General features: G+C 69.2%; 18 protein-coding genes and 1 pseudogene. 12 read left to right on the top strand and 7 right to left on the bottom strand.

Translation table 11 applies throughout. From position 1 onward, the window contains the following. Positions 1-6: 6 nt before the first annotated feature. The 4 genes from ABIC51_RS15260 to ABIC51_RS15245 all read left to right on the top strand — a co-directional run bounded on the left by ABIC51_RS15260 (position 7) and on the right by ABIC51_RS15245 (position 3252). On the top strand, positions 7-1056 hold the full coding sequence (locus ABIC51_RS15260; protein ID WP_354006535.1) for a formylglycine-generating enzyme family protein: 1050 nt from the start codon (positions 7-9) through the stop codon (positions 1054-1056). Continuing rightward, complete coding sequence (locus tag ABIC51_RS15255) at positions 1053-1880, top strand: MetQ/NlpA family lipoprotein (RefSeq protein WP_354006534.1); 828 nt, start codon at positions 1053-1055, stop codon at positions 1878-1880. The genes ABIC51_RS15260 and ABIC51_RS15255 overlap by 4 nt, the downstream gene beginning before the upstream one ends. Further along, positions 1874-2860 carry a flagellin N-methylase gene (locus ABIC51_RS15250; protein ID WP_354006533.1) on the top strand — a complete coding sequence of 329 codons (987 nt, stop codon included), beginning with the start codon at positions 1874-1876 and terminating at the stop codon, positions 2858-2860. The genes ABIC51_RS15255 and ABIC51_RS15250 overlap by 7 nt, the downstream gene beginning before the upstream one ends. A gap of 65 nt (positions 2861-2925) precedes the next feature. Continuing rightward, positions 2926-3252, top strand: a complete 327-nt coding sequence (locus tag ABIC51_RS15245; protein ID WP_059494543.1) for an antibiotic biosynthesis monooxygenase family protein — start codon at positions 2926-2928, stop codon at positions 3250-3252. 222 nt (positions 3253-3474) lie between these two features. Here the strand turns inward: ABIC51_RS15245 and ABIC51_RS15240 are convergent, their stop codons facing one another. Next, entirely contained in the window at positions 3475-4407 is a 933-nt protein-coding gene (locus tag ABIC51_RS15240) for a LysR family transcriptional regulator (protein ID WP_059695231.1), read from the bottom strand. A gap of 205 nt (positions 4408-4612) precedes the next feature. Between ABIC51_RS15240 and ABIC51_RS15235 the strand changes: the two genes are divergently transcribed. From ABIC51_RS15235 to pdeR, 4 genes are all read left to right on the top strand, one after another. Then, positions 4613-5386: a putative hydro-lyase gene (locus ABIC51_RS15235; RefSeq protein ID WP_027790773.1), complete on the top strand. Its 774-nt coding sequence runs from the start codon at positions 4613-4615 to the stop codon at positions 5384-5386. A gap of 102 nt (positions 5387-5488) precedes the next feature. Continuing rightward, positions 5489-6787, top strand: coding sequence for an MFS transporter (locus tag ABIC51_RS15230; RefSeq protein WP_027790774.1), 1299 nt, complete (start codon positions 5489-5491; stop codon positions 6785-6787). 120 nt (positions 6788-6907) lie between these two features. Beyond that, positions 6908-10570 carry a hydantoinase B/oxoprolinase family protein gene (locus tag ABIC51_RS15225; protein WP_175899336.1) on the top strand — a complete coding sequence of 1221 codons (3663 nt, stop codon included), beginning with the start codon at positions 6908-6910 and terminating at the stop codon, positions 10568-10570. A gap of 577 nt (positions 10571-11147) precedes the next feature. Continuing rightward, positions 11148-13151 carry a cyclic di-GMP phosphodiesterase gene (gene pdeR, locus ABIC51_RS15220; protein WP_175899339.1) on the top strand — a complete coding sequence of 668 codons (2004 nt, stop codon included), beginning with the start codon at positions 11148-11150 and terminating at the stop codon, positions 13149-13151. A gap of 45 nt (positions 13152-13196) precedes the next feature. Here pdeR and ABIC51_RS15215 read toward each other — a convergent pair whose 3' ends face one another. Further along, entirely contained in the window at positions 13197-14060 is an 864-nt protein-coding gene (locus ABIC51_RS15215) for a crotonase/enoyl-CoA hydratase family protein (RefSeq protein ID WP_021161677.1), read from the bottom strand. A 678-nt stretch (positions 14061-14738) separates the two neighbouring features. Between ABIC51_RS15215 and ABIC51_RS15210 the strand changes: the two are divergent. Further along, positions 14739-15443, top strand: a pseudogene (locus ABIC51_RS15210) (amino acid transporter); the annotation flags it as partial. An 80-nt stretch (positions 15444-15523) separates the two neighbouring features. On the opposite strand, the gene ABIC51_RS15205 reads toward ABIC51_RS15210, so the two are convergent. Further along, a complete protein-coding gene (locus ABIC51_RS15205) occupies positions 15524-15682 on the bottom strand; it encodes a hypothetical protein (protein ID WP_021161679.1) in 159 nt (52 codons plus the stop codon). 198 nt (positions 15683-15880) lie between these two features. On the opposite strand from ABIC51_RS15205, the gene ABIC51_RS15200 reads away from it, so the two are divergent. Next, entirely contained in the window at positions 15881-17767 is a 1887-nt protein-coding gene (locus tag ABIC51_RS15200; RefSeq protein WP_175899469.1) for a DUF3857 domain-containing transglutaminase family protein, read from the top strand. 63 nt (positions 17768-17830) lie between these two features. Further along, positions 17831-17998 (top strand): hypothetical protein, encoded by a 168-nt coding sequence (locus tag ABIC51_RS15195; RefSeq protein WP_021161681.1) that lies wholly within the window; start codon positions 17831-17833, stop codon positions 17996-17998. 105 nt (positions 17999-18103) lie between these two features. Here the strand turns inward: ABIC51_RS15195 and ABIC51_RS15190 are convergent, their stop codons facing one another. Further along, entirely contained in the window at positions 18104-19153 is a 1050-nt protein-coding gene (locus tag ABIC51_RS15190) for an AraC family transcriptional regulator (protein WP_146252474.1), read from the bottom strand. Positions 19154-19223: 70 nt separating this feature from the next. Here ABIC51_RS15190 and ABIC51_RS15185 point away from each other — a divergent pair, with 70 nt between their 5' ends. Then, positions 19224-20426 carry an MFS transporter gene (locus ABIC51_RS15185; RefSeq protein ID WP_021161683.1) on the top strand — a complete coding sequence of 401 codons (1203 nt, stop codon included), beginning with the start codon at positions 19224-19226 and terminating at the stop codon, positions 20424-20426. A gap of 59 nt (positions 20427-20485) precedes the next feature. Here ABIC51_RS15185 and ABIC51_RS15180 read toward each other — a convergent pair whose 3' ends face one another. The 3 genes from ABIC51_RS15180 to ABIC51_RS15170 form a co-directional block, all read right to left on the bottom strand. Continuing rightward, positions 20486-20809, bottom strand: coding sequence for an aldo/keto reductase (locus ABIC51_RS15180; protein ID WP_175899341.1), 324 nt, complete (start codon positions 20807-20809; stop codon positions 20486-20488). A 138-nt stretch (positions 20810-20947) separates the two neighbouring features. Beyond that, the gene (locus ABIC51_RS15175) at positions 20948-21709 is read right to left on the bottom strand and encodes an isocitrate lyase/PEP mutase family protein (protein ID WP_091920277.1); all 762 of its coding nucleotides are present in this window, start codon (positions 21707-21709) and stop codon (positions 20948-20950) included. Then, complete coding sequence (locus ABIC51_RS15170; protein ID WP_175899343.1) at positions 21706-22752, bottom strand: saccharopine dehydrogenase family protein; 1047 nt, start codon at positions 22750-22752, stop codon at positions 21706-21708. Before ABIC51_RS15170 ends, ABIC51_RS15175 begins: the two co-directional genes overlap by 4 nt. Positions 22753-22848 lie beyond the last annotated feature (96 nt).

Here is a 22848-nt window from a genome sequence, read left to right as displayed (position 1 = left end):
GACACGATGCGGTTCCGGTTCTGGACGATCGGCGCGGCGCTGGCTGCCACGTTGTTCGCCGCCGCGTTCGCGGCCGGCTATGCGAATCCCGTCGCGCCGGGGGGCGACGCATTCGACGACGCGAATCGCGGCCGCGCGCTCGCGCCGCTCGGCTCGGAGCGGCAGTGCGCGCGCTATTCGGGGCTGCCGGCCGGGTGGCGCGACGACCCGAAGGCCGGGATGGTGCACCTGCGCGGCGGCGCGTTCGTGTTCGGCAGCACGCGCGGCTACGCGGACGAGCGCCCGGTGGGCGACGGCCGCACGCGCGTCGGCGGGTTCTGGATCGACCAGACCAACGTGACGATCGCGCAGTTCGCCGCGTTCGTGCAGGCGACCGGCTACGTTACCGAGGCCGAGCAGCAGGGCGGGGCGGCCGTGTTCCATGTGCCGACACGCGACGAGATGAACGCGCGCGACCTCGCGTGGTGGTCGTGGGTGAAGGGCGCGTCGTGGCGTCATCCGCGCGGGCCGGGCAGTGGTGTCGACGGGATCGGCAACCTGCCCGTCACGCTCGTCACGCAGCGCGATGCGCTCGCGTATGCGCGGTGGCTCGGCCGCGACCTGCCGACCGAGGCCGAATGGGAATACGCGGGCAAGGCCGGCCGCGACGACGCGTCGCTCGACGCGGCGCCGCGCGACGCGCAGGGCAAGCCGGCCGCGAACTACTGGCAGGGCGCGTTCCCGGTGCTCGACACGGCCGAGGACGGCCATGCGGGGCTCGCGCCCGTCGGCTGCTACGCGGCGAACGGGTTCCGGCTCTACGACATGATCGGCAATGCGTGGGAGTGGACCCGGGACGCATACACGGGCCCGCATCAGTCGCATACCAACGGCGACACGGCGGCCGTCGCGCCGCCGACGCGCCGGCACGATACGCCGATGGTCATCAAGGGCGGCTCGTTCCTGTGCTCGCGTGACTACTGCGTGCGTTATCGCGCGTCGTCGCGTGAACAGCAGGAAGCCGATCTCGGCGCGTCGCATATCGGATTTCGCACGATTCTGAGGGATGCGTCATGAAGCGCGTCGCGCACTACCTGGGCGCGTGGCTGATGGTTGCGTGCGGGGCCGTTCATCCGGCTTTGGCCGTCGCCGCTGAATCGACTGCGGCGACTGCAGCGACTGCAGCGGCCGTCCGCGTCGGCGTGACGCGCGGCGTGCATGCGCAGATCCTCGACGAAGTGAAGCGGGTCGCCGCGTCACGAGGATTCGGCATCGACGTCGTCGAATTCGACGATGCGTCGCGCATCGACGCGGCGCTGGCCGATGGCCGGATCGACGCGGCCAGCTTCGAGGACGCGCAACAGCTTGCCGCGACGCGCGCGCGGAAACGCTACGCCCTGACCGGAATCGCGCCGACCGTCACGCTGCCGATGGCGCTGTATTCGCGCAAGCTCAAGAACCTGAACGAACTGCAACCCGGTGCGACGGTCGCGATTCCCGACGATCCGCGCGGGATGGCGCGTGCGCTCGTGCTGCTGCAGAACGACACGCTGGTGACGCTGCGCGAGCAGGCCGGCCTGCATGCGACGCTGCGCGACGTGACCGGCAACCGGCTCGGGCTGAAGCTCGTCGCGCTGCGCCGCGAACGCCTTTACGCGGCGCTCGACAAGGCCGCGTTCGTTGCAATCGACAGCGACGATGCCGCGCGTGCCGGGCTGCAACCCGCGCGCGACAGCATCAGCCTCGAGGACGCGCGCTCGCCGTATGCGAACGTGCTGACGGTGCGCGATGCCGATCGCGCGAAGCCGTGGGTGACGCAACTCGTCGCCGCCTATCACTCGGACGACGTCGCGCGCTTCATTCTCACGCGCTACCAGGATTCGGTGCGACGGCCGTGGTAGACACCTACCTGCTCGCGTGCAACGCATGCGGACGCTGCTGCAACAGTGCGCCGACGCTGTCGTTGCGCGAACTGTTCCGGCATCGTCATCGCTTCGTCGGTGCGCTGACGATCCGTCGCGTGCCGAAGCGGCGGATCGGCGAGCGCTGGCGCGCGGGCGGCCGTGAATACGCGCTCGATGCCGACGATGTCGCGGCTTCCGATGCGCTGGCCGGGCAGCTGTTTCATCGCACCGGCATCGCGGGGAGCGAATGGATCGTGCTGACGCTGCAGGGCTACGACTATCCGTCGCTCGGCCGTTGCGCGGCACTGGCCGACGACGGCCGCTGCAGCGTGCATGCGGACAAGCCGTCGATCTGCGGCGCGGTGCCGCTCGATCCGATGCTGCCCGACCGGTTGCAGTCCCGAGTGCTGGCCGCGCGGCGCGACGATGCGGGATGGCTTGGCGCGAACTGCATTGTCGACACCGCGGGCGCGCAGTCTCCCGTCGAATCCTCTTTCCCGATTCCGCTGGTGACGGCCGGACAGGTCGCAGACCGTGCGGCGCTCGATGCGCATCGCGATGCGCTCGTGTTCGAGCGCGCGGTGTGGCGCGATGCGGTGTTCGCATCGTTGACCGGCGGCGGGCAGGAGGGACATCGTGCGCTGTCGCGGCTCGCGCCCGGCGGGTACTTGACCGTGTCGATCGTGCCCGTCCTGCTCGCCGTTGCGTCGGTATCCGCGCATTGCCGCACGCTGTGCATCGACTTCATCGACGCTCAGCGTGCATTGATCGCCGCGAACATCGAAGCGGCACTCGCACGCCGCCATGCCGGCGACCGGCCCGCGACGCGTGAGTTGCGCGGCTTCGGGGAGGCGCTCGAACGTGCACGGCACGCGCTGGCCGCGATGCAGGCGCCCGCGGCCGGCATGCGTGAAGATGCGCCACGCATCGACGCGTGGCTTGCCGGCCGGGCCAGTGCCGATCCGCTAGCCGCGTGACGATCGCGGCACGCCGCGCGTGCCTTACAATCGCCGCTCTTTCAATCGCTTTCGATGGAGCAGGCATGTACGCGTCGACCTTCATTTTTCGCGCCGGGCAATACGACGACGAATTTCATCGGCTCGATCGGCAGATCGCCGACATGGCGCGCGCGACGCCCGGCTATCTCGGCGAGGAGACGTGGGAAAACGCCGAATCGGGGCTGATCCAGAACGTCTACTACTGGGAGTCGGAGGCGGCGCTGCAGCAGTTGATGCAGCATCCGGCGCATCGCGAGGCAAAGGCGAAGCAGGCGCGCTGGCTGGACGGCTATCGCGTCGTGATTTCGAAGGTGCTGCGCGAGTACGGCGACGGCAAGCTGACGCAGCCGCATGCAGGGTTATCCGCGTGAATGGCTGTCTGAATCATTTATTTCGCATTGCAGATAAGTAACGGCGCGCCGCGTCTGGAAGCCCACGCTTGAACGCGGGTTTTCGCGGCAACGCGTGCAATCAATTCTTCATCAAGCTCCGGCTACCCACGGTCTACGGGGCCACTGACCCGCCCCCGTCCTGGTCACAAGCGAGATACCCGCCCAGGAACCCGAAAAACACCGCCTTGCGCGCCCCACGCCTCAAAGCGCTTCAACCAACCGCCGCGTACTCTTCTCGCAATACTCGTGACACGCGACCCGCGCCGCAATCGACGCGCCGTGCACGAACCTCGGCGCATCCGCCCGCCGCGACATCGACACGACGATCGACGGCGGTGACGGCTGCAGCGGCAGCTCGACGACTTCGCCGCTCTCGATCAGCGCATCGACGAACAGCACCGGAATCGCCGCGACGCCGAAACCGTCGCGCACGAGCTGAACGATCACGGAGATGGAAGGCGACCCGGTGATGCGCGTGTCAGACAGCGGCACGCCGTGCGCATGCGCAAGGGTACGGACGATATCCTCGAGCGCACGGTGGGGCGCCGTACCGCGCCCGTACGTGAGAATCGGCTGGCGCAGCACCTGCCGCGCGAGGCCCGAGCGCGTATTCGGCAGCAGCCCCGCCCGCGCGATCCAGCGCACCGGATAGTTCGCGAGCGCATCGCACACGACCGACGCTTCGTCGCTGCCTTCCACGCGGATGATCAGGTCGAGCTCGCCGGCCATCAGCCGGCGCTGCAGCACGACGCTGACGTCGACGGTCAGGTCGATTTCCAGCTGCGGATAGTCGGCCGCCAGCCGCCGCATGTAGTGCGGCAGCCAGCTGTGCACGACGGTCTCGATTACGCCGAGCCGCAGCTTCCCGCGCAACGCACTTTCGCCGGACGCGGCGGCCTGCAGTTCCTGCGTCGCCTCGACCACGGCTTTCGCGTAGCCGAGCAGATATTCGCCGTTCGGCGTGAGCCGGAACTCGCGGCTGTCGCGGTCGACGAGTACCGTCTGCAATTCGTCCTCGAGCGCCTTCAGGCGCTGCGAGATCGCGGCCGGCGTCGCGTGCAGCGCGGCGGCCGTCGTGCGGAAGTTGCGCAGCTTCGCGAGCGTGACGAAGGTTTCGAGAAAACGCGTGTTCATGGTGGTCGGCAAGGCGTTGGGCGCGCAGCTTGTCCCGCTGAAAAAATGAACGGGACTGGGGAAAACCCGGCTTCGTGTAAAGAAATTCTATACACGAAGCGCAAAAAAACTCGTTGGCGACAAAATTTTTTCTTTTCTATTCTTCGCCGTATCCGATGACACGGCACCGTCATCCCGACGACACACCGACAAGCGACAGAACCTCATGACGCCTTCCGAATTCCGCCAGTCCGTGCGCCGCGGCGCATTCCGCGGCCCGACCGCGGGCCATTGCGGTCCGTACGCGCAAGCGAACCTCGCGATCCTGCCCGATGCGTACGCGCACGATTTCCTGCGCTTCTGTCAGGCGAATCCGAAAGCCTGCCCGCTGCTGGGCGTCGGCGAACCGGGCGCGTTCCGGGTCGACGCGCTCGGCGAGGATCTCGACATCCGCACCGACGTGCCGAGCTACAACGTCTACCGCGACGGCCGCCTGACCGAGCGCGTCGAGTCGCTGGACGCGCTGTGGCGCGACGATTTCGTCGTGTTCGCGATCGGCTGCTCGTTCTCGTTCGAGGACATGCTGGCCCGCGAAGGGATCGGCCTGCGCCACGTCGAGGAGGGGCGCAACGTGCCGATGTACCGCACGTCGATCCCGAACCGCCGGGCGGGGATCTTCGGTGGCCAGCTCGTCGTGTCGATGCGGCCGATGCGCGGCGCCGACGCGATCCGCGCGGTGCAGGTCACGAGCCGGTTTCCGGGCGTGCACGGCGCGCCGATCCATCTCGGCGATCCGCGCGAACTGGGCATCGCCGACCTTAACGCGCCCGAATTCGGCGACGCGGTGACGATCCGCGACGGCGAGCTGCCGGTGTTCTGGGCGTGCGGCGTGACGCCGCAAACGGCGCTGATGGACGCGAAGCTGCCGATCGCGATCGCGCACACGCCCGGCCACATGCTGATGACCGACATCACGAACGCGTCGCTGGCCGTATTCTGATCCGGGGCGACGACGGCCCGCACCACATATCGCACGACGTACCGCACCACATACCGCACGCACGACCGCCGTTTGACGGCGAATCACGACAGGAGCATCACCATGGAAAGCAAGACCCTCGCGGCGAACGCCGCGGAGCCCGCGAGCCCCGAGCGCAACGGCCTGTTCTCGTGGTACGGCGACGCGCAGCCGCGCGAGCGCCGCGCGTTCTGGAGCTGCAAGGTCGGCTACATGCTCGACGGGATGGACACGCAGATGCTGTCGTTCGTGATCCCGACGCTCGTCGCGACCTGGGGTATCTCGTTCGCGGATGCGGGCTTCATCGGCACGGTCACGCTGCTCGCGTCGGCGGCCGGCGGCTGGATCGCCGGCATCCTGTCCGACCGGATCGGCCGCGTGCGCACACTGCAGCTCACGGTGCTGTGGTTCGCCGTGTTCACCGCGTTGTGCGGGCTCGCGCAAAACTACCATCAGTTGCTCGCCGCGCGCGCGCTGATGGGCTTCGGCTTCGGCGGCGAATGGACGGCCGGCGCCGTGCTGATCGGCGAAGTGATCCGCGCGCGCGACCGCGGCAAGGCGGTCGGCCTCGTGCAGTCGGGCTGGGCGATCGGCTGGGGGCTGTGCGCGCTGCTGTATGCGCTGCTGTTCTCGGTGCTGCCCGCCGAGCAGGCGTGGCGCGCGCTGTTCCTCGTCGGGCTCGCACCGGCGCTGCTGGTCGTCGCGATCCGCCGCTACGTGAAGGAGCCGGACGTCTACGAGAAGGAGAAGGCCGCGCAGGCGAAAGTGGCCGACGCGCCGCGCCTCACGGAGATCTTCGCGCCGAAGCTGATCACGACGACGCTGCGCGCGGCGCTGCTGACGACCGGCGCGCAGGGCGGCTACTACGCGATCACGACGTGGCTGCCGACCTTCCTGAAGACCGAGCGTCACCTCACGGTGATGGGCACCGGCGGTTATCTGGCGATGATCATCTTCGGCTCGTGGGTCGGCTACCTGACGAGTGCGTACCTGACCGACCGCCTCGGCCGCAAGCCGAACTTCATCCTGTTCGCGCTGGGCTCGATGGTGATCGCGTTCGCGTACACGTCGCTGAACCTGACCAACGCGTCGATGCTGTGGCTCGGTTTCCCGCTCGGCTTCTTCGCATCGGGCATCTTCTCCGGGATGGGCGCATTCCTCACCGAACTGTTCCCGACCCGCGTGCGGGGCTCCGGCCAGGGCTTCTGCTACAACGTGGGCCGCGCGATCGGTGCGCTGTTCCCGTTCCTGATCGGCGCGCTGTCCAAGCAATACGGGCTCGGCATGAGCATCGGCATCTTCGCGGTCGCCGCATACGGCGTGGTGATCGTCGCCGCGCTGACGCTGCCCGAGACACGCGGCCGCGAACTCGACGCCGCCTGAACCGGCGGGGCGGTCCGTCCCGCGTTTTCTTCCCCCTTTCATCGACACCGTGACATGGCGCGCCGCGCGCGCCGTGCGGCGGCGCTCGTCCTCGATTTCACGACGCATCGACCCGACATCATGACTGACCGACACGACACCCCCGTTTCCTCCGACGCCGCGCGCTGGCAATTCTGGATCGACCGCGGCGGCACGTTCACCGACATCGTCGCGCGCCGGCCCGACGGCACGCTCGTCACGCACAAGCTGCTGTCGGAGAACCCCGAGCAGTATCGCGACGCGGCCGTGGCCGGGATTCGCCACCTGCTGGGCCTCGCGGCCGGCGAGCCGATCACGCCCGCGCGCGTCGACATGGTGAAGATGGGCACGACGGTCGCGACCAACGCGCTGCTCGAACGCAAGGGCGAACGCACCGCGCTCGCGACGACGCGCGGTTTTCGCGACGTGCTGCGCATCGCGTACCAGAACCGGCCGCGCCTGTTCGATCTCGACATCGTGCTGCCCGACGCGCTGTACGAAACCGTCGTCGAGATCGACGAGCGCATCGGCGCGCACGGCGACGTCGTCGTGCCGCTCGACGCGGAGCAGGCCGAAGTGTCGCTGCGCCGCGTGTACGACTCGGGCGTGCGCGCGCTCGCGATCGTGCTGATCCACGGCTATCGCTACACCGCGCACGAGCGCGCGCTGGCCGCGCTGGCGCGCCGGATCGGCTTCACGCAGGTATCGGTGTCGCACGAGGTGTCGCCGCTGATGAAGATGGTGTCGCGCGGCGACACGACCGTCGTCGACGCGTACCTGTCGCCGATCCTGCGTCGTTATGTCGAGCAGGTCGCGCACGAGATGCCGGGTGTGAACCTGCAGTTCATGCAGAGCAGCGGCGGCCTCACGCGTGCCGACGCGTTCCAGGGCAAGGACGCGATCCTGTCGGGCCCGGCCGGCGGCATCGTCGGGATGGTGCGCGCCGCGCAGGCGGCCGGCTTCGAGCGCGTGATCGGCTTCGACATGGGCGGCACGTCGACGGACGTGTCGCACTACCACGGCGAGTTCGAGCGCGTGTTCGAGACGCAGGTGGCCGGCGTGCGGATGCGCGCGCCGATGATGAGCATCCATACGGTGGCCGCCGGCGGCGGCTCGGTGCTGGGCTTCGACGGCGCGCGGCTGCGCGTCGGGCCCGAGTCGGCCGGCGCGAACCCGGGGCCGGCCGCGTACCGGCGCGGCGGCCCGCTGACTGTGACCGACTGCAACGTGATGCTCGGCAAGATCCAGCCCGATCATTTCCCGCGCGTGTTCGGCCCGCATGCGGACGAACCGCTCGACCGCGACGGCGTGGTCGCGAAGTTCGCCGCGCTCGCCGACGAGATCTACGCGGCGACCGGGCGGCGCGAGACGCCCGAGGCGCTCGCCGAAGGTTTCCTGGAAATCGCGATCGGCAGCATGGCGAACGCGATCAAGAAGATCTCGGTGCAGCGCGGCCACGACGTGTCGCGCTACGTGCTGACGACGTTCGGCGGCGCGGGCGGCCAGCATGCGTGCGGCGTGGCCGACGCGCTCGGGATGACGCAGGTGTTCGCGCACCCGCTCGCGGGCGTGCTGTCCGCATACGGGATGGGCCTCGCCGACCAGACCGCGATGCGCGAGCGTGCGGTCGAGGCGGTGTTGTCCGACGCGTCGCTGCCGGCGCTGAACGCGGCGCTCGACCGGCTGGCCGACGAGGCCGTCGGCGCGCTGCTCGAACAGGGCGTGCCGCAGGCGCGGATCGCGATCGAGCGCCGCGTGCACCTGCGCTACCAGGGCACCGATTCGACGCTCGACGTGCCGGCCGGCAGCGTCGCCGCGATGCAGCAGGCATTCGAGGCCGCGTACCGGCAGCGCTACGCGTTCCTGATGCCCGGCACGCCGCTGGTGGCCGAACTCGCGTCGGTCGAGGCGATCGGCCGCTCCGACGCGCCGGTGGAGATCGCCCCGCTCGCGCCGCGCGGCGACGGCAGCGACGGCAGCGACGGCGGCGCTGGCGCACTGCGCGCGCATTCCGCGGTGCGCTTTTATTCCGGCGGCCAATGGCACGACGCGGCACTCTACGTGCGCGACACGCTGCTGGCCGGCGACGCGATCGACGGCCCGGCGATCGTCGCGGAAAAGAACGGCACGACCGTCGTCGAGCCCGGCTGGCGCGCGCAGATGACCGCGCAGGGCAACCTCGTGCTGACACGCACGACGCCGCTGCCGACGCGCCGCTCGCTCGGCACCGACGCCGACCCGGTGCGGCTCGAGATCTTCAACAACCTGTTCATGTCGATCGCCGAGCAGATGGGGCTGCGGCTGCAGAACACCGCGTACTCGGTGAACATCAAGGAGCGGCTCGACTTCTCGTGCGCGATTTTCGACGGCGACGGCAACCTGATCGCAAACGCGCCGCACATGCCGGTGCACCTGGGCTCGATGGGCGAGAGCATCCGCACGGTGATCGAGCGCAACCGCGGCCGCATGCGCGACGGCGACGTGTTCATGCTGAACGATCCGTATCACGGCGGCACGCACCTGCCGGACGTGACCGTCATCACGCCGGTGTTCGCGGACGGTTCGGACGCGCCGCTGTTCTACGTCGGCTCGCGCGGCCACCACGCGGACATCGGCGGCACGACGCCGGGCTCGATGCCGCCCGATTCGACGCATATCGACGAGGAAGGCGTGCTGATCGACAACTGGCAGCTCGTGTCGGCCGGCACGCTGCGCGATGCGGAAACCCGCGCGCTGCTCGCGTCGGGCCGCTACCCGGCGCGCAACGTCGAGCAGAACATGGCCGACCTGCGCGCGCAGGTCGCCGCGAACCAGAAGGGCGTCGACGAGCTGCGCCGGATGGTCGCGCAGTTCGGCCGCGACGTCGTGCTCGCGTTCATGGGGCACGTGCAGGACAACGCGGAAGAAGCGGTGCGGCGCGTGATCGGCGCGCTGCAGGACGGCGCGTACCGCTACCCGCTCGACAACGGCGCGGAGATTCGTGTCGCGATCCGCGTCGACCGGGCCGCGCGGCGCGCGGAAATCGATTTCACGGGCACGTCCGCGCAGCTCGACAACAACTTCAACGCGCCGAAGGCCGTGTGCATGGCCGCCGTGCTGTACGTGTTTCGCACGCTGGTCGGCGACGACATCCCGCTGAACGCCGGCTGCCTGAAGCCGCTCACGGTGATCGTGCCGGCCCGCTCGATGCTGAATCCCGAGTATCCGGCGGCGGTCGTGTCGGGTAACGTCGAGACGTCGTCGGCCATCACCAACGCGCTGTACGGCGCGCTCGGCTGCGTCGCGTCGAGCCAGGGAACGATGAATAACTTCACATTCGGCAACGATCGCTACCAGTACTACGAGACGATTGCGGGCGGCAGCGGTGCCGGCGACGGCTTCGCGGGCGTCGGCGCGGTGCAGACGCACATGACGAACTCGCGGCTCACCGATCCGGAGGTGCTGGAATGGCGCTACCCGGTGCGGCTCGATTCGCACCGCATCCGCGCCGGGTCGGGCGGCGGCGGCCGCTGGCGCGGCGGCGACGGCGCGGTGCGGCGGATCCGCTTCCTCGAGCCGATGACCGCGTCGATCCTGTCGAACAACCGGATCCACGCGCCGTTCGGCGCGGCGGGCGGCGAGGCCGGCGCGCTCGGCCGCAACACGATCGAGCGCGCGGACGGCACGGTCGAGGCGCTCGAGCATATCGGCCGTGCGCAGATGGCGCCGGGCGACGTGTTCGTCGTCGAAACTCCGGGCGGCGGCGGATACGGCGCGGCGGGCTGAGCCGGGCGACCGGCGTGGGCGACCGGCGCGGGAGCCCCGCGCCGGCGCGCGGATAACATTGCAACGGACTGTGGAATAAAGCCGTGCATTAATGCCCGAACGGAATCAAAAAATACGGGAAACCGGATCGCAGGAACGCGATCCGACCCTGTCGCCACGATCCCGCCGCATCGCTGTCCCCGTATTCAGAAATCGGCCGCAAACGCCCGCCCGGCGGGGCGTTCAGCCTGTCGTGCCAGACTCGTTGCGCACCGTCGCACCCGCGTTCAGGCAGGCTGCCAATCATGAATAATCCGGCTTGCCAATCGAGTCCCAATTCCTTGACACTCCGCTCTAAATGTGAGTGCCATTCTCGATCGTCATTTGATAAGATGGCTCTCATCATTCGTTAGGCACAACCTGCGCGCATCATGCGCGAACGCCGGGTCGCATTAGCTGGAAACAAGTACGGGACGAGGCCCATCATCACGGCAACCACGGTTGCCCTTCCGGGAGCGCGCGCTGCGCGGCCCGGAAGGGCGGTCGGCCGACTCGCCTCCGTCTACACTGTGCGTTTTTTCTGGATCGGGGCGTCTCCATGGATGACGAAAACGATAGCGCGGTGCTCGAGGCGCACGTCGGTACGCGCAGCCCCTGCTGGCGTCTCGGCAGCGACAGCAATGCACTCGAACTGGCGGCCGTCCGCGGGCTGACCAACGTCGCCGTCGCGCTGACGGCCGAACAGGCCGCGAGCATCCGCGCGCTGACCGGCGTCACGTCGCACCTCGTGCTCGACATCGCGCTGTTCGGCGAATCGGTCAGGCTCCATCTCGTCGGCCGGAAGGTCGACACGAGCAACTGGGCCGGCACCGCCTCCGCCTATTCCGATGCCGAGTCCGTCGCGATCGATCTCGCGCACGGGCTCGCGTTCGCCGAGCAGGTCGTGTCGGAGGTGAACTCGCTCGTCGTGATCCTCGACCGCAACGGGATGGTGCAGCGCTTCAACCGCCTGTGCGAGGAAGTGACGGGCAAGCGCGAGGTCGACGTGATCGGCCGCAGCGCGTTCGAGCTGTTCATGAGCCCGGAGCAGGGCGCGCAGTCGCGCAGCAACATCACCGGCTTTTTCGCGAGCAACCAGTCGTTCGCGGTCGAGCGCTACATCAATACGGTCAACGGGCCGCGCCTGTTCCAGTTCCGCAACAAGTTCGTCCAGAGCGGCAGCGGTGTCGACGAGCAGTTCCTGATCTGCTCGGGCATCGACATCACCGAGGAGCGCAGCGCGCAGCAGCGGCTCACCGAACTCGCGAACACCGACGTGCTCACCGGGCTGCCGAACCGCCATGCGATCAGCGAGCGCATCCACGCGGCGATCGCCGCCGAAACCGCCGCGACGCGCGGGCAGGTCGGCATCCTGTTCCTCGATCTCGACAACTTCAAGCGCGTCAACGATCACTACGGGCACATCACCGGCGACCGGCTGCTGCAGGACGTGTCGGCGATCATCAGCGGCTGCCTGCCGTCCGGCGCGACGCTCGCGCGGCTCGGCGGCGACGAATTCCTCGTGCTGTTCGAGCACGGCACGCGGCCGCTGCTCGAAGCGACCGCGCAGATCATTCTCGAGCGGCTGCGCACGCCGATCCATCTCGGGCTGATGGAGGTCTACACGAGCTGCTCGATCGGCATCGCGATGCATCCGCAGCACGGCGACTCGCTCGAGACGCTGATCCGCAGCGCGGATACCGCGATGTACGTCGCGAAGGAAGAGGGCAAGCATACGTACCGCGTGTTCTCGCTGGAGATGAACCAGAAGGTCGCGAAGTACATGTGGCTCGACACGAACCTGCGCAAGGCGCTCGAAGAGGAGCAGTTCGTGCTGCACTACCAGCCGGTCGTCGATATCGCGACCGGCGACGTGCATGGCGTCGAGGCGCTGATCCGCTGGCAGTCGCCCGATCGCGGGCTCGTCGCGCCGATCGAATTCATCCGCTTCGCGGAGGAGTCGGGCCTGATCGCGCCGCTCGGGCGCTGGGTGATGCGCACCGCGGCCGCGCAGGCCGCCGCGTGGAAGGCGAAGGGGCTCGGTATCCGGATCGCGGTGAACGTGTCCGCGCGGCAGTTGCAGGACATGAACATCGTGCACCAGATGGCGTCGATCCTCGACGCCGCGGGGCTGAAGCCCGGCCTGCTCGACATCGAGCTGACCGAGAGCTGCTTCATCGAGGACGAGGATGCGGCCAACGGGCTGATGCGCCAGTTCCGCCAGCTCGGCGCGGAGATCCATCTCGACGATTTCGGCACCGGTTATTCGTCGCTGTCGCAGTTGTCGCGCCTGCCGCTCGACGCGATCAAGCTCGACCGCAGCTTCATCACGGCCATCGACCGCAATCCGCGCTCGCAGGCGCTGGTGCGCTCGGTCGTGTCGCTCGCGAAGGCGCTGAATTTCGCGGTGATCGCCGAAGGTGTCGAAACGCATGCGGAAGCCGAATTCCTCAAGCAGCTCGACGTCGATCACGCGCAGGGCTACTACTACGCGCGCCCGATGCCGGCACAGGCGTTCGAGGCGTGGCTCGCGGAGACGAGGAAGCTCAGGCTGATCGCCTGAGCTCCGTTCATGAAAGGGCGCCGCCCGCAAGCGGCGCCCGTCGCACTACACCGTGCGCAGCTTCGACACGCGCCGGTTCTGCAGCATCACGAGGCGTTCCATGTACGCGAGATCCTTCGGCTCGATCGTGAACGCCGCATGCACCCATGCTTCCGTAATGTCCATCAGCTCGGAGCGCGACAGCTGGAACACCCGCTCGCGTGCGCGCAGCATCGCGCGCACGCCGTTCAGCTTCGGCTTCGTCACGTCGATGAAGGTACGCGTCGCGAGATACGCGTCACCCGCGTCGAACGTCTGGTCGATCAGGCCGCGATCCTCGTACCACTCGGATGCGTGCGCTTCGCCGGTCGCGATCAGCTGCTCCGCGAGGCCCCGATCGGCCTTGCGCGCGACGAGCGAATAGCCGCCCATGCCCGGGAACAGGTTGAACGCGATCTCGGGGAACCCGAGCTTCACGCCCTTCTGCGCGAGCACGTAGTGATGCGCGAGCGCGGCCTCGAAGCCGCCGCCGAGCGCGCTGCCCTCGACCATCGCGATCGAGATCGCCCCGGTGCCGAAGCCCGTGTAGATCTCGTACACGCCGTCGATGCACGAGCGCGCGTAGGCCATCAGCAGGTCGCGCTTGCCGCTGCGGATCGCGTCGACGAAGAAGCTCAGGTCGCCGCCGACGTTGAACAGCTCGGGGACGAGCGAGCCCGTCACCCAGAAGTCGAACGGCAGGCCCGAGTCGCGTGCGACGCGTGCGAGATGGATGATGTCGGTAACGAGTTGCTGGTTGAAGCACGGCCGCGGCTCCGATCGCAGCATCATCCACATGACATTACGTCCTTCTTCGTAAAAGGCAGTCAGTTGCGTGAGTTCGCCGGCTTCATAAAACGGGCGGCACGCGGGATGGGATTGGAGTTGCATGGTATGTCCTCGAGAGATGTGGTTTTTGAAGACCGTCGCGCCCGGTGCCGAGCGGGAGACGGGTTTCCCGCAGGGCGCCGGGCGCGAGGCATCGCCATTGTTGCGCGCGCACAAAAGTCGAATTGCGGGGAACAACGCACGAACGGGGCGCAAGCGGCGATCGCGCCGGGGCGCGCGGGGAAGGTGGCGGCAAGCGGGGCGGGCCGGTATCGGGCGGTACGACGTGTGAGGCCGGCTGGCGGGGGAAGGCGGCCGGCAAGATCGCCGTGAAGGTCGCCGGGGCAGGTTCGTCGTGTTGCGCGAGTGCGTGCAGGTGGACGATCCGGCGCGTGGCTGCCGGCGTCGTTCGTTGACACGCCGAAAGCGGTGCCGGGCCGCCGGTCGGCCCCTGTGGAAGATGTGGGCTGGCGCCGCGCCAGTGCGTCGATCAGTCTTGAAGGATCACGCAGCGCGTGGCACCGGGCGTTCCGGGAGGGGACCATGACCGCCTTCCGGAAGGTGTGGCAATTGCTCGTCGGCAGGCCGTTCGACCCCCTCGATCCGTGCACGCGGCGTGCGATCGCCGTGACGCCGCTGCTGGCCTGGGGCGGGCTCGGCGCCGACGGCCCGTCGTCGTCGTGCTACGGCTCGGAGGAGGCATTCCTCGCGCTGGCGCACTGCACGCCGCTCGCATTGTTCCTCGCACTCGCGACGGCGGTCACCGTGTTCATCATCTCGCTCGGCTGCGACCAGGTGATCGCGCTGTTTCCGACGGGCGGCGGCTACTGCGTCGCGACGTCGCTGCTCGCGACGAGTGCGGCGATCGCGCTGTGCTTCACGATCAACCGCCGCTACGCGGCTACGCGCGCGCAGCTCGCCAAGGAGGACGAACTGTTCTCGGGCAAGCCGCCCGAAGCCGACGAGGCGACCGCGCCGGGCAGGCCCGATCCGTCCCAACCGACGGCCGTGCTGCTGGTCGGTAAGCAGCGCGGCGCGAGCATGCGCGTGCTGCTGTGGGTTACCGGATGTTTCCCGGGCACTTCCGCAACGTGATCGTCCTCGCGGTCGGCGAGGTCGATGCGAAGGCATACGACGGGCACGAACATCTCGAACGGCTGCGTCACGCGATCACCGAAGCTCGACGACGATGTCGCGCATTGCCGTCGCAGCGGCATCGCGGCCGACTACCGGATCGCGTTCGGCACGAACTCCGTCGTCGAATTCATGAACCTCGCGTCGTCGACGCTCGACGAGTATCCGAACGCCGCGAGCTTCGCGAGCCAGCTGATCTTCCGTCGCGTGAATTGCCTCACGGCCCGGCTGCACAACCAGACGCCTGTCGAGTTGCAGACGCGTCTGCACGTCGAGGGCAAGCAGACGGTGCTGCTGCCGATGAACGTCGGTCAGTGGGACGGGCAGCCGCGTTGCACACCCGCGTGGGCGCGACGCGGCAAGCGCCGCCGGCGACTGCCCCTTGGCGGCCGTCAGGGCCGATGATGCCGATGCGGACGGTTCGGCCGCCGCAGCAGCGGATGATGGAATCTGGCTCTCGCGCGGTCGCGCCCCGGGCGCTTGAAGAAGAACAGCGCGGCGAGTGCGGCGAATGCCAGCAGGACGACGCCTTCCACGATTGCGCTTTCCATGGTGCCTCCCGGCCGCGCGCGATGACACATCGATGACTCATTGTAGGTCGGCCTGCACCGGCTTGACGCGTGCGGATGCGTCGCCCACACTGGCCGGCACGAGGGCCGCGCGCGTGACCTTGCCCGCCGCGCGGCCGCGTTTTCCGAACCGCGACGAGGTGCGATGTGGTGCGCTTTTCTGTCGGCCTGGCCGGCTGGATGTTGGCATGTGCTGTTGTGCTCGGCGCATCGCATGCGGCCGGTGCGAGCCCGGGCGCGAGCGCGGCCGCGGACGTGCCGCACGACACGGCCGACACGGCGCCCGTCACGCTCGTCAGCGACGTCCATGAATTCGTGATCCAGCACGACGGTTCGCTCGACGAGCACGACGATTCGACGCTGCGCGCGAACAACGCGAACGGCATCGATGCCGTCGCGCAGCGCTACGTGTGGTTCGACAAGAATCTCGAGAAGGTGGACCTGCTCGCGGCCGAGACGATCGACCGCGACGGTGTCGCGCATCCGGTCGGCGTGGACGGCATCCGCGACGTGCAGGAACCGCGCTCGGCCGGCGCGCCGACGTTCCAGGACGGGCTGTTGCGCACCGTCGTGTTTCCCGGCGTCGAAGCCGGGTCGAGCACGCGCGTGGCGTTCCGCAAGACCCGCACGAAGCCCGTCAACCGCGGCTACTTCGGCTACACCGTGGAGCCGTCGCGCGAGCCGGTCGACAACCAGCGGCTGATCTTCGACCTGCCGGCCGACATGCCGCTGTACGCGGATGCGCGCGGCTACGTCGCGCTGCCGCCGGTCACGGCGAACGGCCGCACGCGCTACGAATTCGACTACCGGCACGGCCCGTACGACCGCATCGAGAGCGGCGCGGTCGGCTACGCGACCTACGGCGACCGGCTCGTCGTGTCGACGCTGCCCGACTATGCGGCGTTCGCTGCGCGCTACCGCAACGCGGCCGTCGATCCGGGCACGGACGATCCGGCCGTGACGCAACTGGCGCGCACGCTGACCGCGGGCGCCGCCGATCCGCGCGACAAGGCGCGCATCCTGTACGACTGGGTGCAGGCGAACGTGCGCTACGTCGGGCTGTTTCTCGGCGAAACGGCTGCCGCGCCGCATCGCGTCACCGACATCCTGCGCAACCGCTACGGCGACTGCAAGGATCATGTCGCACTGTTCGGCGCGCTGCTCGCGGCGGTCGGCATCCGCAGCGAACCGGTGCTGATCAACCTCGGGTCCGTCTACACGCTGCCGTCGGTGCCCGGCTACGGCGGCGGGGCGATCAATCATGCGATCACGTGGCTGCCCGATCTCGCCCGCTTTGCGGATACGACGACGGCCGGCATCGCGTTCGGCTATCTGCCGCCCATCGTGATGGATCGCCCCGCGCTGCTCGTCGATTCGGGCGTGCTGTCGCGCACGCCGGCCACGCAGCCGCGCGGCCGCGTCGCGCGGGTCGAAATCGATGCGGCCGGGCCGGGCGCCGCGCAGTTTCACGCGTACATCGAGGATGACGGCTGGACGGCCGAACTCGAACGCAACCTGTTTCGCCGCGCGACACCCGACGCCATCGTCCAGCTCGCGAACAACCGTCTGCGGCAAAGCGGCTTGCGCGGCCGCGCGCAACTGTCGACCAGCGACCGGCGCGTGACCGACGGGCCGTTCGACGTGACGCTCTCCGGCACGCTCGATCATTTCGTATGGCCCGACGGCACGACCGCGTTGCCCGCGCTGTCGAGCCTGACGGGCGGCATCGCGACGCAGGTCGAGAGCTGGCTGGCCGAACCCGTGCGCACGCAGCCGTGGGGCTGTATCGGCGGCACGTTCGACGAGACCGGCCAGATCGCGCTGCCGGCCGACGTCGCGGTGACCGACCTGCCGGCCGATACGGCCGTGCACGACCGCTTCGTCGACTTCACGTCGCATTACGTATTCGACGCGGCCGCGCATGTCGTGCAGGTCTCGCGGCGGATGACGGCGGATTTCGGCCGCCAGGTGTGTACGCAGGACGAATTCACGGCGTTGCGCGCGTCGCTCGAACGCATCGAGCGCGACACGCAGGCGCAGATCGTCGTGCGGGCGAAAGGGCGCTGAACGTCGATCGGGCAGGGGACGTGAGCGCGTGGAGACCATCGGTCGGCGCGCAGGAGGGACATCATGACGGAACGGGATCACGAGATCGCCGATCTCTCGAAGGAATTGCTGGGCCGGATCGTGCAAGGCACCGTTGCCGGCGGCGCGGTGGTGGATGCGGAGCAGTGCGCGGCGCTGGCCGTGCAGTGCGCGACGGCGCTGGTCGACAGGCTGGAAGCGCGCAGCGGCTGAGCGCGGCAATCACGCGTGGCGGCGATTCGGGCGACCGCTGGCGGCTGCTGGCGGCCGCGGCCGGCATCACGCGCGATACGTGGCGCGTGCGTGACACGTCGTGCCTTACGCTTCGACGCGCGCCTCGCCGTCCGCGCGCACGGCGCCCGGCGGCTTGCCCACCACGCGCTTGAACGCACGGCTGAACGCCGCGAGCGAGCCGTAGCCGAGCCGGTACGCAACGGCCTCGATCGTCTCGTGGTCGCGCGTGATCCATTGCGCGGCGAGCCGCATCCGCAGCTCGGTCAGGTAGCGCACGGGCGTCATCCCGGTGGCCGCGAGAAAGCGTTCGGCGAACACCGAACGTGACACGCCCGCTTCGGTGGCGAGTTCCGCCACGCTCCAGTTGCGGCCCGGATCGCGATGCAGCGCGACGATCGCGCGGCCGAGCTTCGGTTCGCGCAGCGCCTGCACCCAGCCCGTCGCGTCGCCGCAGCCGCATTCGACCCAGCCGCGCACGATGAACGCCGCGACCACGTCCGCGAGCCGCGCGAGGATGCCGGCGAAGCCCGCGCGCGCCGAGCAGGATTCGCGCTCCATCGCATCGAGCATCGGGCGGATTTCCGGGTAGCGCGCGAGCAGCGTGCCGACATGCATGAACTCGGGCATCGTGCCGACGAGCGGCTGCATGCCGCCGAGGTCGAGCTCCATGCACGCGCTGAAGATCAGCGCGTCGCCGGCACCCGGCTCGGTCGTCGCGCAGCTTGCCGGCGACGCGCCCGCCGACGCCACCGACGCGACCGTATCGCAGATCTTCGCGACCTCGAAGCGGTTGATCTCGCGGCACGGCGCATCGGGGTCGGAGACCAGCGCGTGCATGCCGCCGTGCGGTAGCAGGATCGCGTCGCCGGCTTCGAGCTGCATCGTCTCGCCGTTCGCGTCGCGCAGCAGCACGGGCCCGCGCCCGACGAAATGGAACTGCGCGCGGCCCGGCGCATCGCCGAAACTCAGCCCGAACGGCCGCGCCACCTGGATGCGGCGGTACTGGACGCCGCTCAGGCGCATCCCCAGCAGCAGTTCGCTGACGAGGTCGTGTACGTCGGACGCGGAGGAAGGCAAGGGCTCGGACATGGCGAGATTCGGACGATCGATCAACAAGAGCGGATTGTATGTCATAGACCGTCCTGCCGTGGTTCCTTACGATACGCCGTCATCGGTATTTTCCCTAAACGACACGGAACGACGCATGAATCCCGGAATTTCCTCTGTCGCCGCGACGGCGGCCCCCCGCGAACCGGCCTGGGGCGCGGTATTTGCGATGGCGCTCGGCGTGTTCGGGCTCGTCACGGCCGAATTCCTGCCCGCGAGCCTGCTGACGCCGATGGCCGAGAGCCTCGGCGTGACCGAAGGCGTCGCCGGGCAGGCCGTCACGGCCACCGCGACGGTGGCGCTCGTCACGAGCCTCCTGATCTCCGCGGTGACGCGCACGATCGACCGGCGGCGCGTGCTGCTCGCGTTTTCGGTGTTGCTCGTCGCGTCGAATCTTGCGGTCGCGTTCGCGACCAGCCTGACGATGCTGCTGATCGGCCGCGTCGTGCTCGGCGTCGCGCTGGGCGGCTTCTGGACGATGGCGACGGCCACCACGATGCGGCTCGTGCCGACGGCGATGGTGCCGCGTGCGCTGTCGATCATCTTCAGCGGCGTGGCGGTCGCGACGATCGCGTCCGCGCCGATGGGCAGCTACTTCGGCCACCTGATCGGCTGGCGCAACGTGTTCCTGATCGCGGGCGCGCTCGGCGGCATCGCGTTCGTGTCGCAGCTCGTCACGCTGCCGTCGCTGCCGCCGAGCGGCACGACGCGGCTGCGGACGCTGATCGACGTGCTGCGCCGGCCGACCGTCGGCCTCGGGATGTTCGCGACGATCCTCGTGTTCACCGGGCATTTCGCGTTCTTCACGTATCTGCGGCCGTTCCTCGAACAGGTCGCGGGCGTCGGCGTGAACGGCCTGTCGGCGATCCTGCTCGGCTACGGTATCGCCAACTTCGTCGGTACGTCGCTCGCGGGCCGCGTGCTCGAACACCGGCTGCGGCCGATGCTGATCGCGATGCCCGCGCTGATGGTCGTGCTCGCCGTCGCGCTCGTCGCGCTCGGCCGCGCGCCGATGATCGATGCGGTGCTCGTCGCGTTGTGGGGGATGGCCTTCGGCGGCGTGCCGGTCGCGTGGTCGACCTGGGTCACGCGCACCGTGCCCGATGAAGCCGAAAGCGCGGGCGGGCTGATCGTCGCAGCGATCCAGCTTGCCATCGCGACGGGGGCGGCGGCCGGTGGCGTCGTGTTCGACGCGAACGGCGCGGCTGGCGTGTTCGTGGGCGCGGCCGTCGTGCTGGCCGTCGCGGTCGCGGCGATCGTGACGGGCGTGCCGAAGCGGGTCGGCGTCGCCGCGTCCTGACCGGCCGGCAGGACCGCTCGGTGGTGCGGGCCCGCCGGCGGCCGTCCGCCCGTCGGGCATCAGGCGGTGCCGGCGCCCGTGATGCGGTCGAGGTCCGCGAGCGCATCGCCCGGCAACACGAGGCCGGACGCCGCGAGGTTCTCGTGCAGATGCGCGAGCGACGACGTGCCGGGAATCAGCAGGACGTTCGGCGCGCGGCGCAGCGGCCACGCGAGCGCGACCTGCATCGGCGTCGCGCCGCCACGTCGGACTGTGTCGACGACTGCAGCGGCGAGAAGCCGCCGAGAGAAAAGTACGGCACATAGGCGATGCCGTCGCGGGCGAGCGCGACGATCAGCGCGTCGTCGCCGCGATGGGCGACGTTGTAGCGGTTCTGCACGCACACGATGTCGCAAATCCGCCGGCCCTGCGCGATCTGCGCGGGCGTGACGCCGCGCCCGTCGCGCCAGTCGCGCAGCAACCGGCCCGGTTCATGCGGCGGCGCGTGCCGATCGCGGCGGCCGGCGTTCATCGTGCATCATCTAGCCGCCCTGCCTGACCATCTCCGCCAGCGTCTTCATCGCCTGCAGGTACGGATACGGCCCGTGACTGATGCGGGCCACGCCGTAGTCCGCGAGTTCGGCCAATGTCGGCGTTTCCGCGACGCGCATCACGTTCACCGGCAGCGGCGATGCGGCCGTCAGCGCGCGAATGAGCGCCGGCGAGCGCAGCCCCGGCACGAAGAGCCCGTCGGCGCCGGCCGCCGCGTACGCGCGTGCGCGGGCCAGCGTGGCATCGAGCAGGCGCTCGTCGTGCGTGTCGGCCGGCGCCTTGAAGAACACGTCGGTACGCGCGTTGATGAAGTAGTCGGCGCCCGCGCGATCGGCCGCCTGCCGTGCTGCCGCGAGACGGGCTGCGGCAGCTTCGACGTCACGCAGTTCGCCCGTCGCCGGAAAGCTGTCCTCGAGGTTGCAGCCGATCGCGCCGGCCTCGATGCTGAGCGCGATCGTTTCGGCGACATCTTCCGGCCGCTCGCCGTACCCGCTTTCGAGATCGACGGTGACGGGCAGGTCGGTCGCGCGCGTGATGCGCTCGAGCACCTCCATCATGAGCGCGCGCGGCATCTGCTCGCCGTCGACGAACCCGTTGGCCGCCGCGACCGACCAGCTGCCGGTTGCCAGCGCGACGGCGCCCGCGTCGGCCGCCGTGCGCGCGCTGCCGGCGTCCCACACGTTGAATAGCGCCAGCGGCTGGCCCGCGCGGTGAAGCGACCGGAAATACGCGCCTTTCTCGTTGCTGCTCATGTTTGTGTCTCCTTGTGGAAAACCGGGTCGGTCGTCGTGCCGAACGATACTGCCACCGAATCGAGCGCCGCGAGAAAATCGCGCGCGTCGAACAGTTCGCCGAGACTGCGCACGCCGCCTGACACCACGGTGTTGCCCGTCATCAGGCGCACGGCGGCCTCGACGATGATCGGTGCGCTGACCGCGTAGATGTCGCGCCCGGATGCGGTCGCGCGGTGCGTCGTGCCGCCCTGCACGACGATCGCGTCCATCGCGAACTGCTGCGCCGAGCGGCCCAGCGCGTCGGTCGGCACGGGCGGCGGCGTGGCGGCATCGCGCACGTCGCGCAGCGCGAGCGTCGCGAGCCACGATTCGATCGTGTCGATGCGCAGGTGGCGCGAGAGCGTCATCACTTCCGAAAACGGCAGCAGCGTGACGTCGACCTGACCGATCGGCGGCGGGAACGGCCATGCGCGTTCGCGTGCGGTCGACGGCACCGGCGTCGGCTTTCCGTCCTTCTGCACGAGCCGTACCGCGCGGTTGCGTTCGCCCGTCACGCGCGTGCCGCGCGTCGGGTGCCAGCGGTCGAGCCCGGTCGCGATATCGACGCGCTCGATCGGCTGATTCCTGTCCACGACGGCCGTGACGAGCAGGTCGGCCAGTCCGCCGTAGAACGCCGCGGCCGGCACGACGGTCACGCCCACGGCACGTGCCCGGGCATCGCAGTGTTCGGCCAGCGCCAGCACCGACGGCTGCTCGGCCGTCAGGTCGAGATAGGGGATGGCGGCCCGCAGTGCGGCATCGGCCAGCGGCAGCGCGGTATCGAGATACGGCCCCGCGCAGTTGATCACGGTATCCGCGCCGCGCAGCGCGGTGTCGAGCGCGGCCGGATCGTCGATCGCGGCGACGCGCGCGAGCGACGCTTCGCCGCCGCCTTCCGCGAGCCGCGCTGCATCGCGGCCGATGCGGATCGCGCGCAGGCCGCGCCGTGCCAGTTCGGCGACGACAAACCGCCCGGTATGACCCGTGGCGCCATAGACTGCAACCGTCATTCGATCGTCCATGATCAACTCCGATACAGATCGGTCTGTTTTATAGTACAGACCTGTATCGTCGTCAATCCCGCGGTGCTATGATCGGCTCACTGTTGCGGCAAGGGC

Source organism: Burkholderia sp. 572 (genome assembly GCF_040545135.1).
GTDB lineage: Bacteria > Pseudomonadota > Gammaproteobacteria > Burkholderiales > Burkholderiaceae > Burkholderia > Burkholderia cepacia.
The sequence above is the reverse complement of the archived record's forward strand: the minus strand, read 5'-3'. Positions and strand labels throughout refer to the sequence as shown.

Excerpts from the sequence above, each read along its gene's own strand:
- ABIC51_RS15260 (WP_354006535.1), top strand. The coding sequence starts at position 7 with ATGCGGTTCCGGTTCTGGACGATCGGCGCGGCGCTGGCTGCCACGTTG.
- ABIC51_RS15230 (WP_027790774.1), top strand. The coding sequence starts at position 5,489 with ATGGAAAGCAAGACCCTCGCGGCGAACGCCGCGGAGCCCGCGAGCCCC.
- ABIC51_RS15175 (WP_091920277.1), bottom strand. The coding sequence starts at position 21,709 with ATGAGCAGCAACGAGAAAGGCGCGTATTTCCGGTCGCTTCACCGCGCG.
- ABIC51_RS15245 (WP_059494543.1), top strand. The coding sequence starts at position 2,926 with ATGTACGCGTCGACCTTCATTTTTCGCGCCGGGCAATACGACGACGAA.
- pdeR (WP_175899339.1), top strand. The coding sequence starts at position 11,148 with ATGGATGACGAAAACGATAGCGCGGTGCTCGAGGCGCACGTCGGTACG.
- ABIC51_RS15235 (WP_027790773.1), top strand. The coding sequence starts at position 4,613 with ATGACGCCTTCCGAATTCCGCCAGTCCGTGCGCCGCGGCGCATTCCGC.
- ABIC51_RS15200 (WP_175899469.1), top strand. The coding sequence starts at position 15,881 with ATGTTGGCATGTGCTGTTGTGCTCGGCGCATCGCATGCGGCCGGTGCG.
- ABIC51_RS15225 (WP_175899336.1), top strand. The coding sequence starts at position 6,908 with ATGACTGACCGACACGACACCCCCGTTTCCTCCGACGCCGCGCGCTGG.
- ABIC51_RS15195 (WP_021161681.1), top strand. The coding sequence starts at position 17,831 with ATGACGGAACGGGATCACGAGATCGCCGATCTCTCGAAGGAATTGCTG.
- ABIC51_RS15190 (WP_146252474.1), bottom strand. The coding sequence starts at position 19,153 with ATGACATACAATCCGCTCTTGTTGATCGATCGTCCGAATCTCGCCATG.
- ABIC51_RS15240 (WP_059695231.1), bottom strand. The coding sequence starts at position 4,407 with ATGAACACGCGTTTTCTCGAAACCTTCGTCACGCTCGCGAAGCTGCGC.
- ABIC51_RS15185 (WP_021161683.1), top strand. The coding sequence starts at position 19,224 with ATGAATCCCGGAATTTCCTCTGTCGCCGCGACGGCGGCCCCCCGCGAA.
- ABIC51_RS15255 (WP_354006534.1), top strand. The coding sequence starts at position 1,053 with ATGAAGCGCGTCGCGCACTACCTGGGCGCGTGGCTGATGGTTGCGTGC.
- ABIC51_RS15215 (WP_021161677.1), bottom strand. The coding sequence starts at position 14,060 with ATGCAACTCCAATCCCATCCCGCGTGCCGCCCGTTTTATGAAGCCGGC.
- ABIC51_RS15205 (WP_021161679.1), bottom strand. The coding sequence starts at position 15,682 with ATGGAAAGCGCAATCGTGGAAGGCGTCGTCCTGCTGGCATTCGCCGCA.
- ABIC51_RS15170 (WP_175899343.1), bottom strand. The coding sequence starts at position 22,752 with ATGGACGATCGAATGACGGTTGCAGTCTATGGCGCCACGGGTCATACC.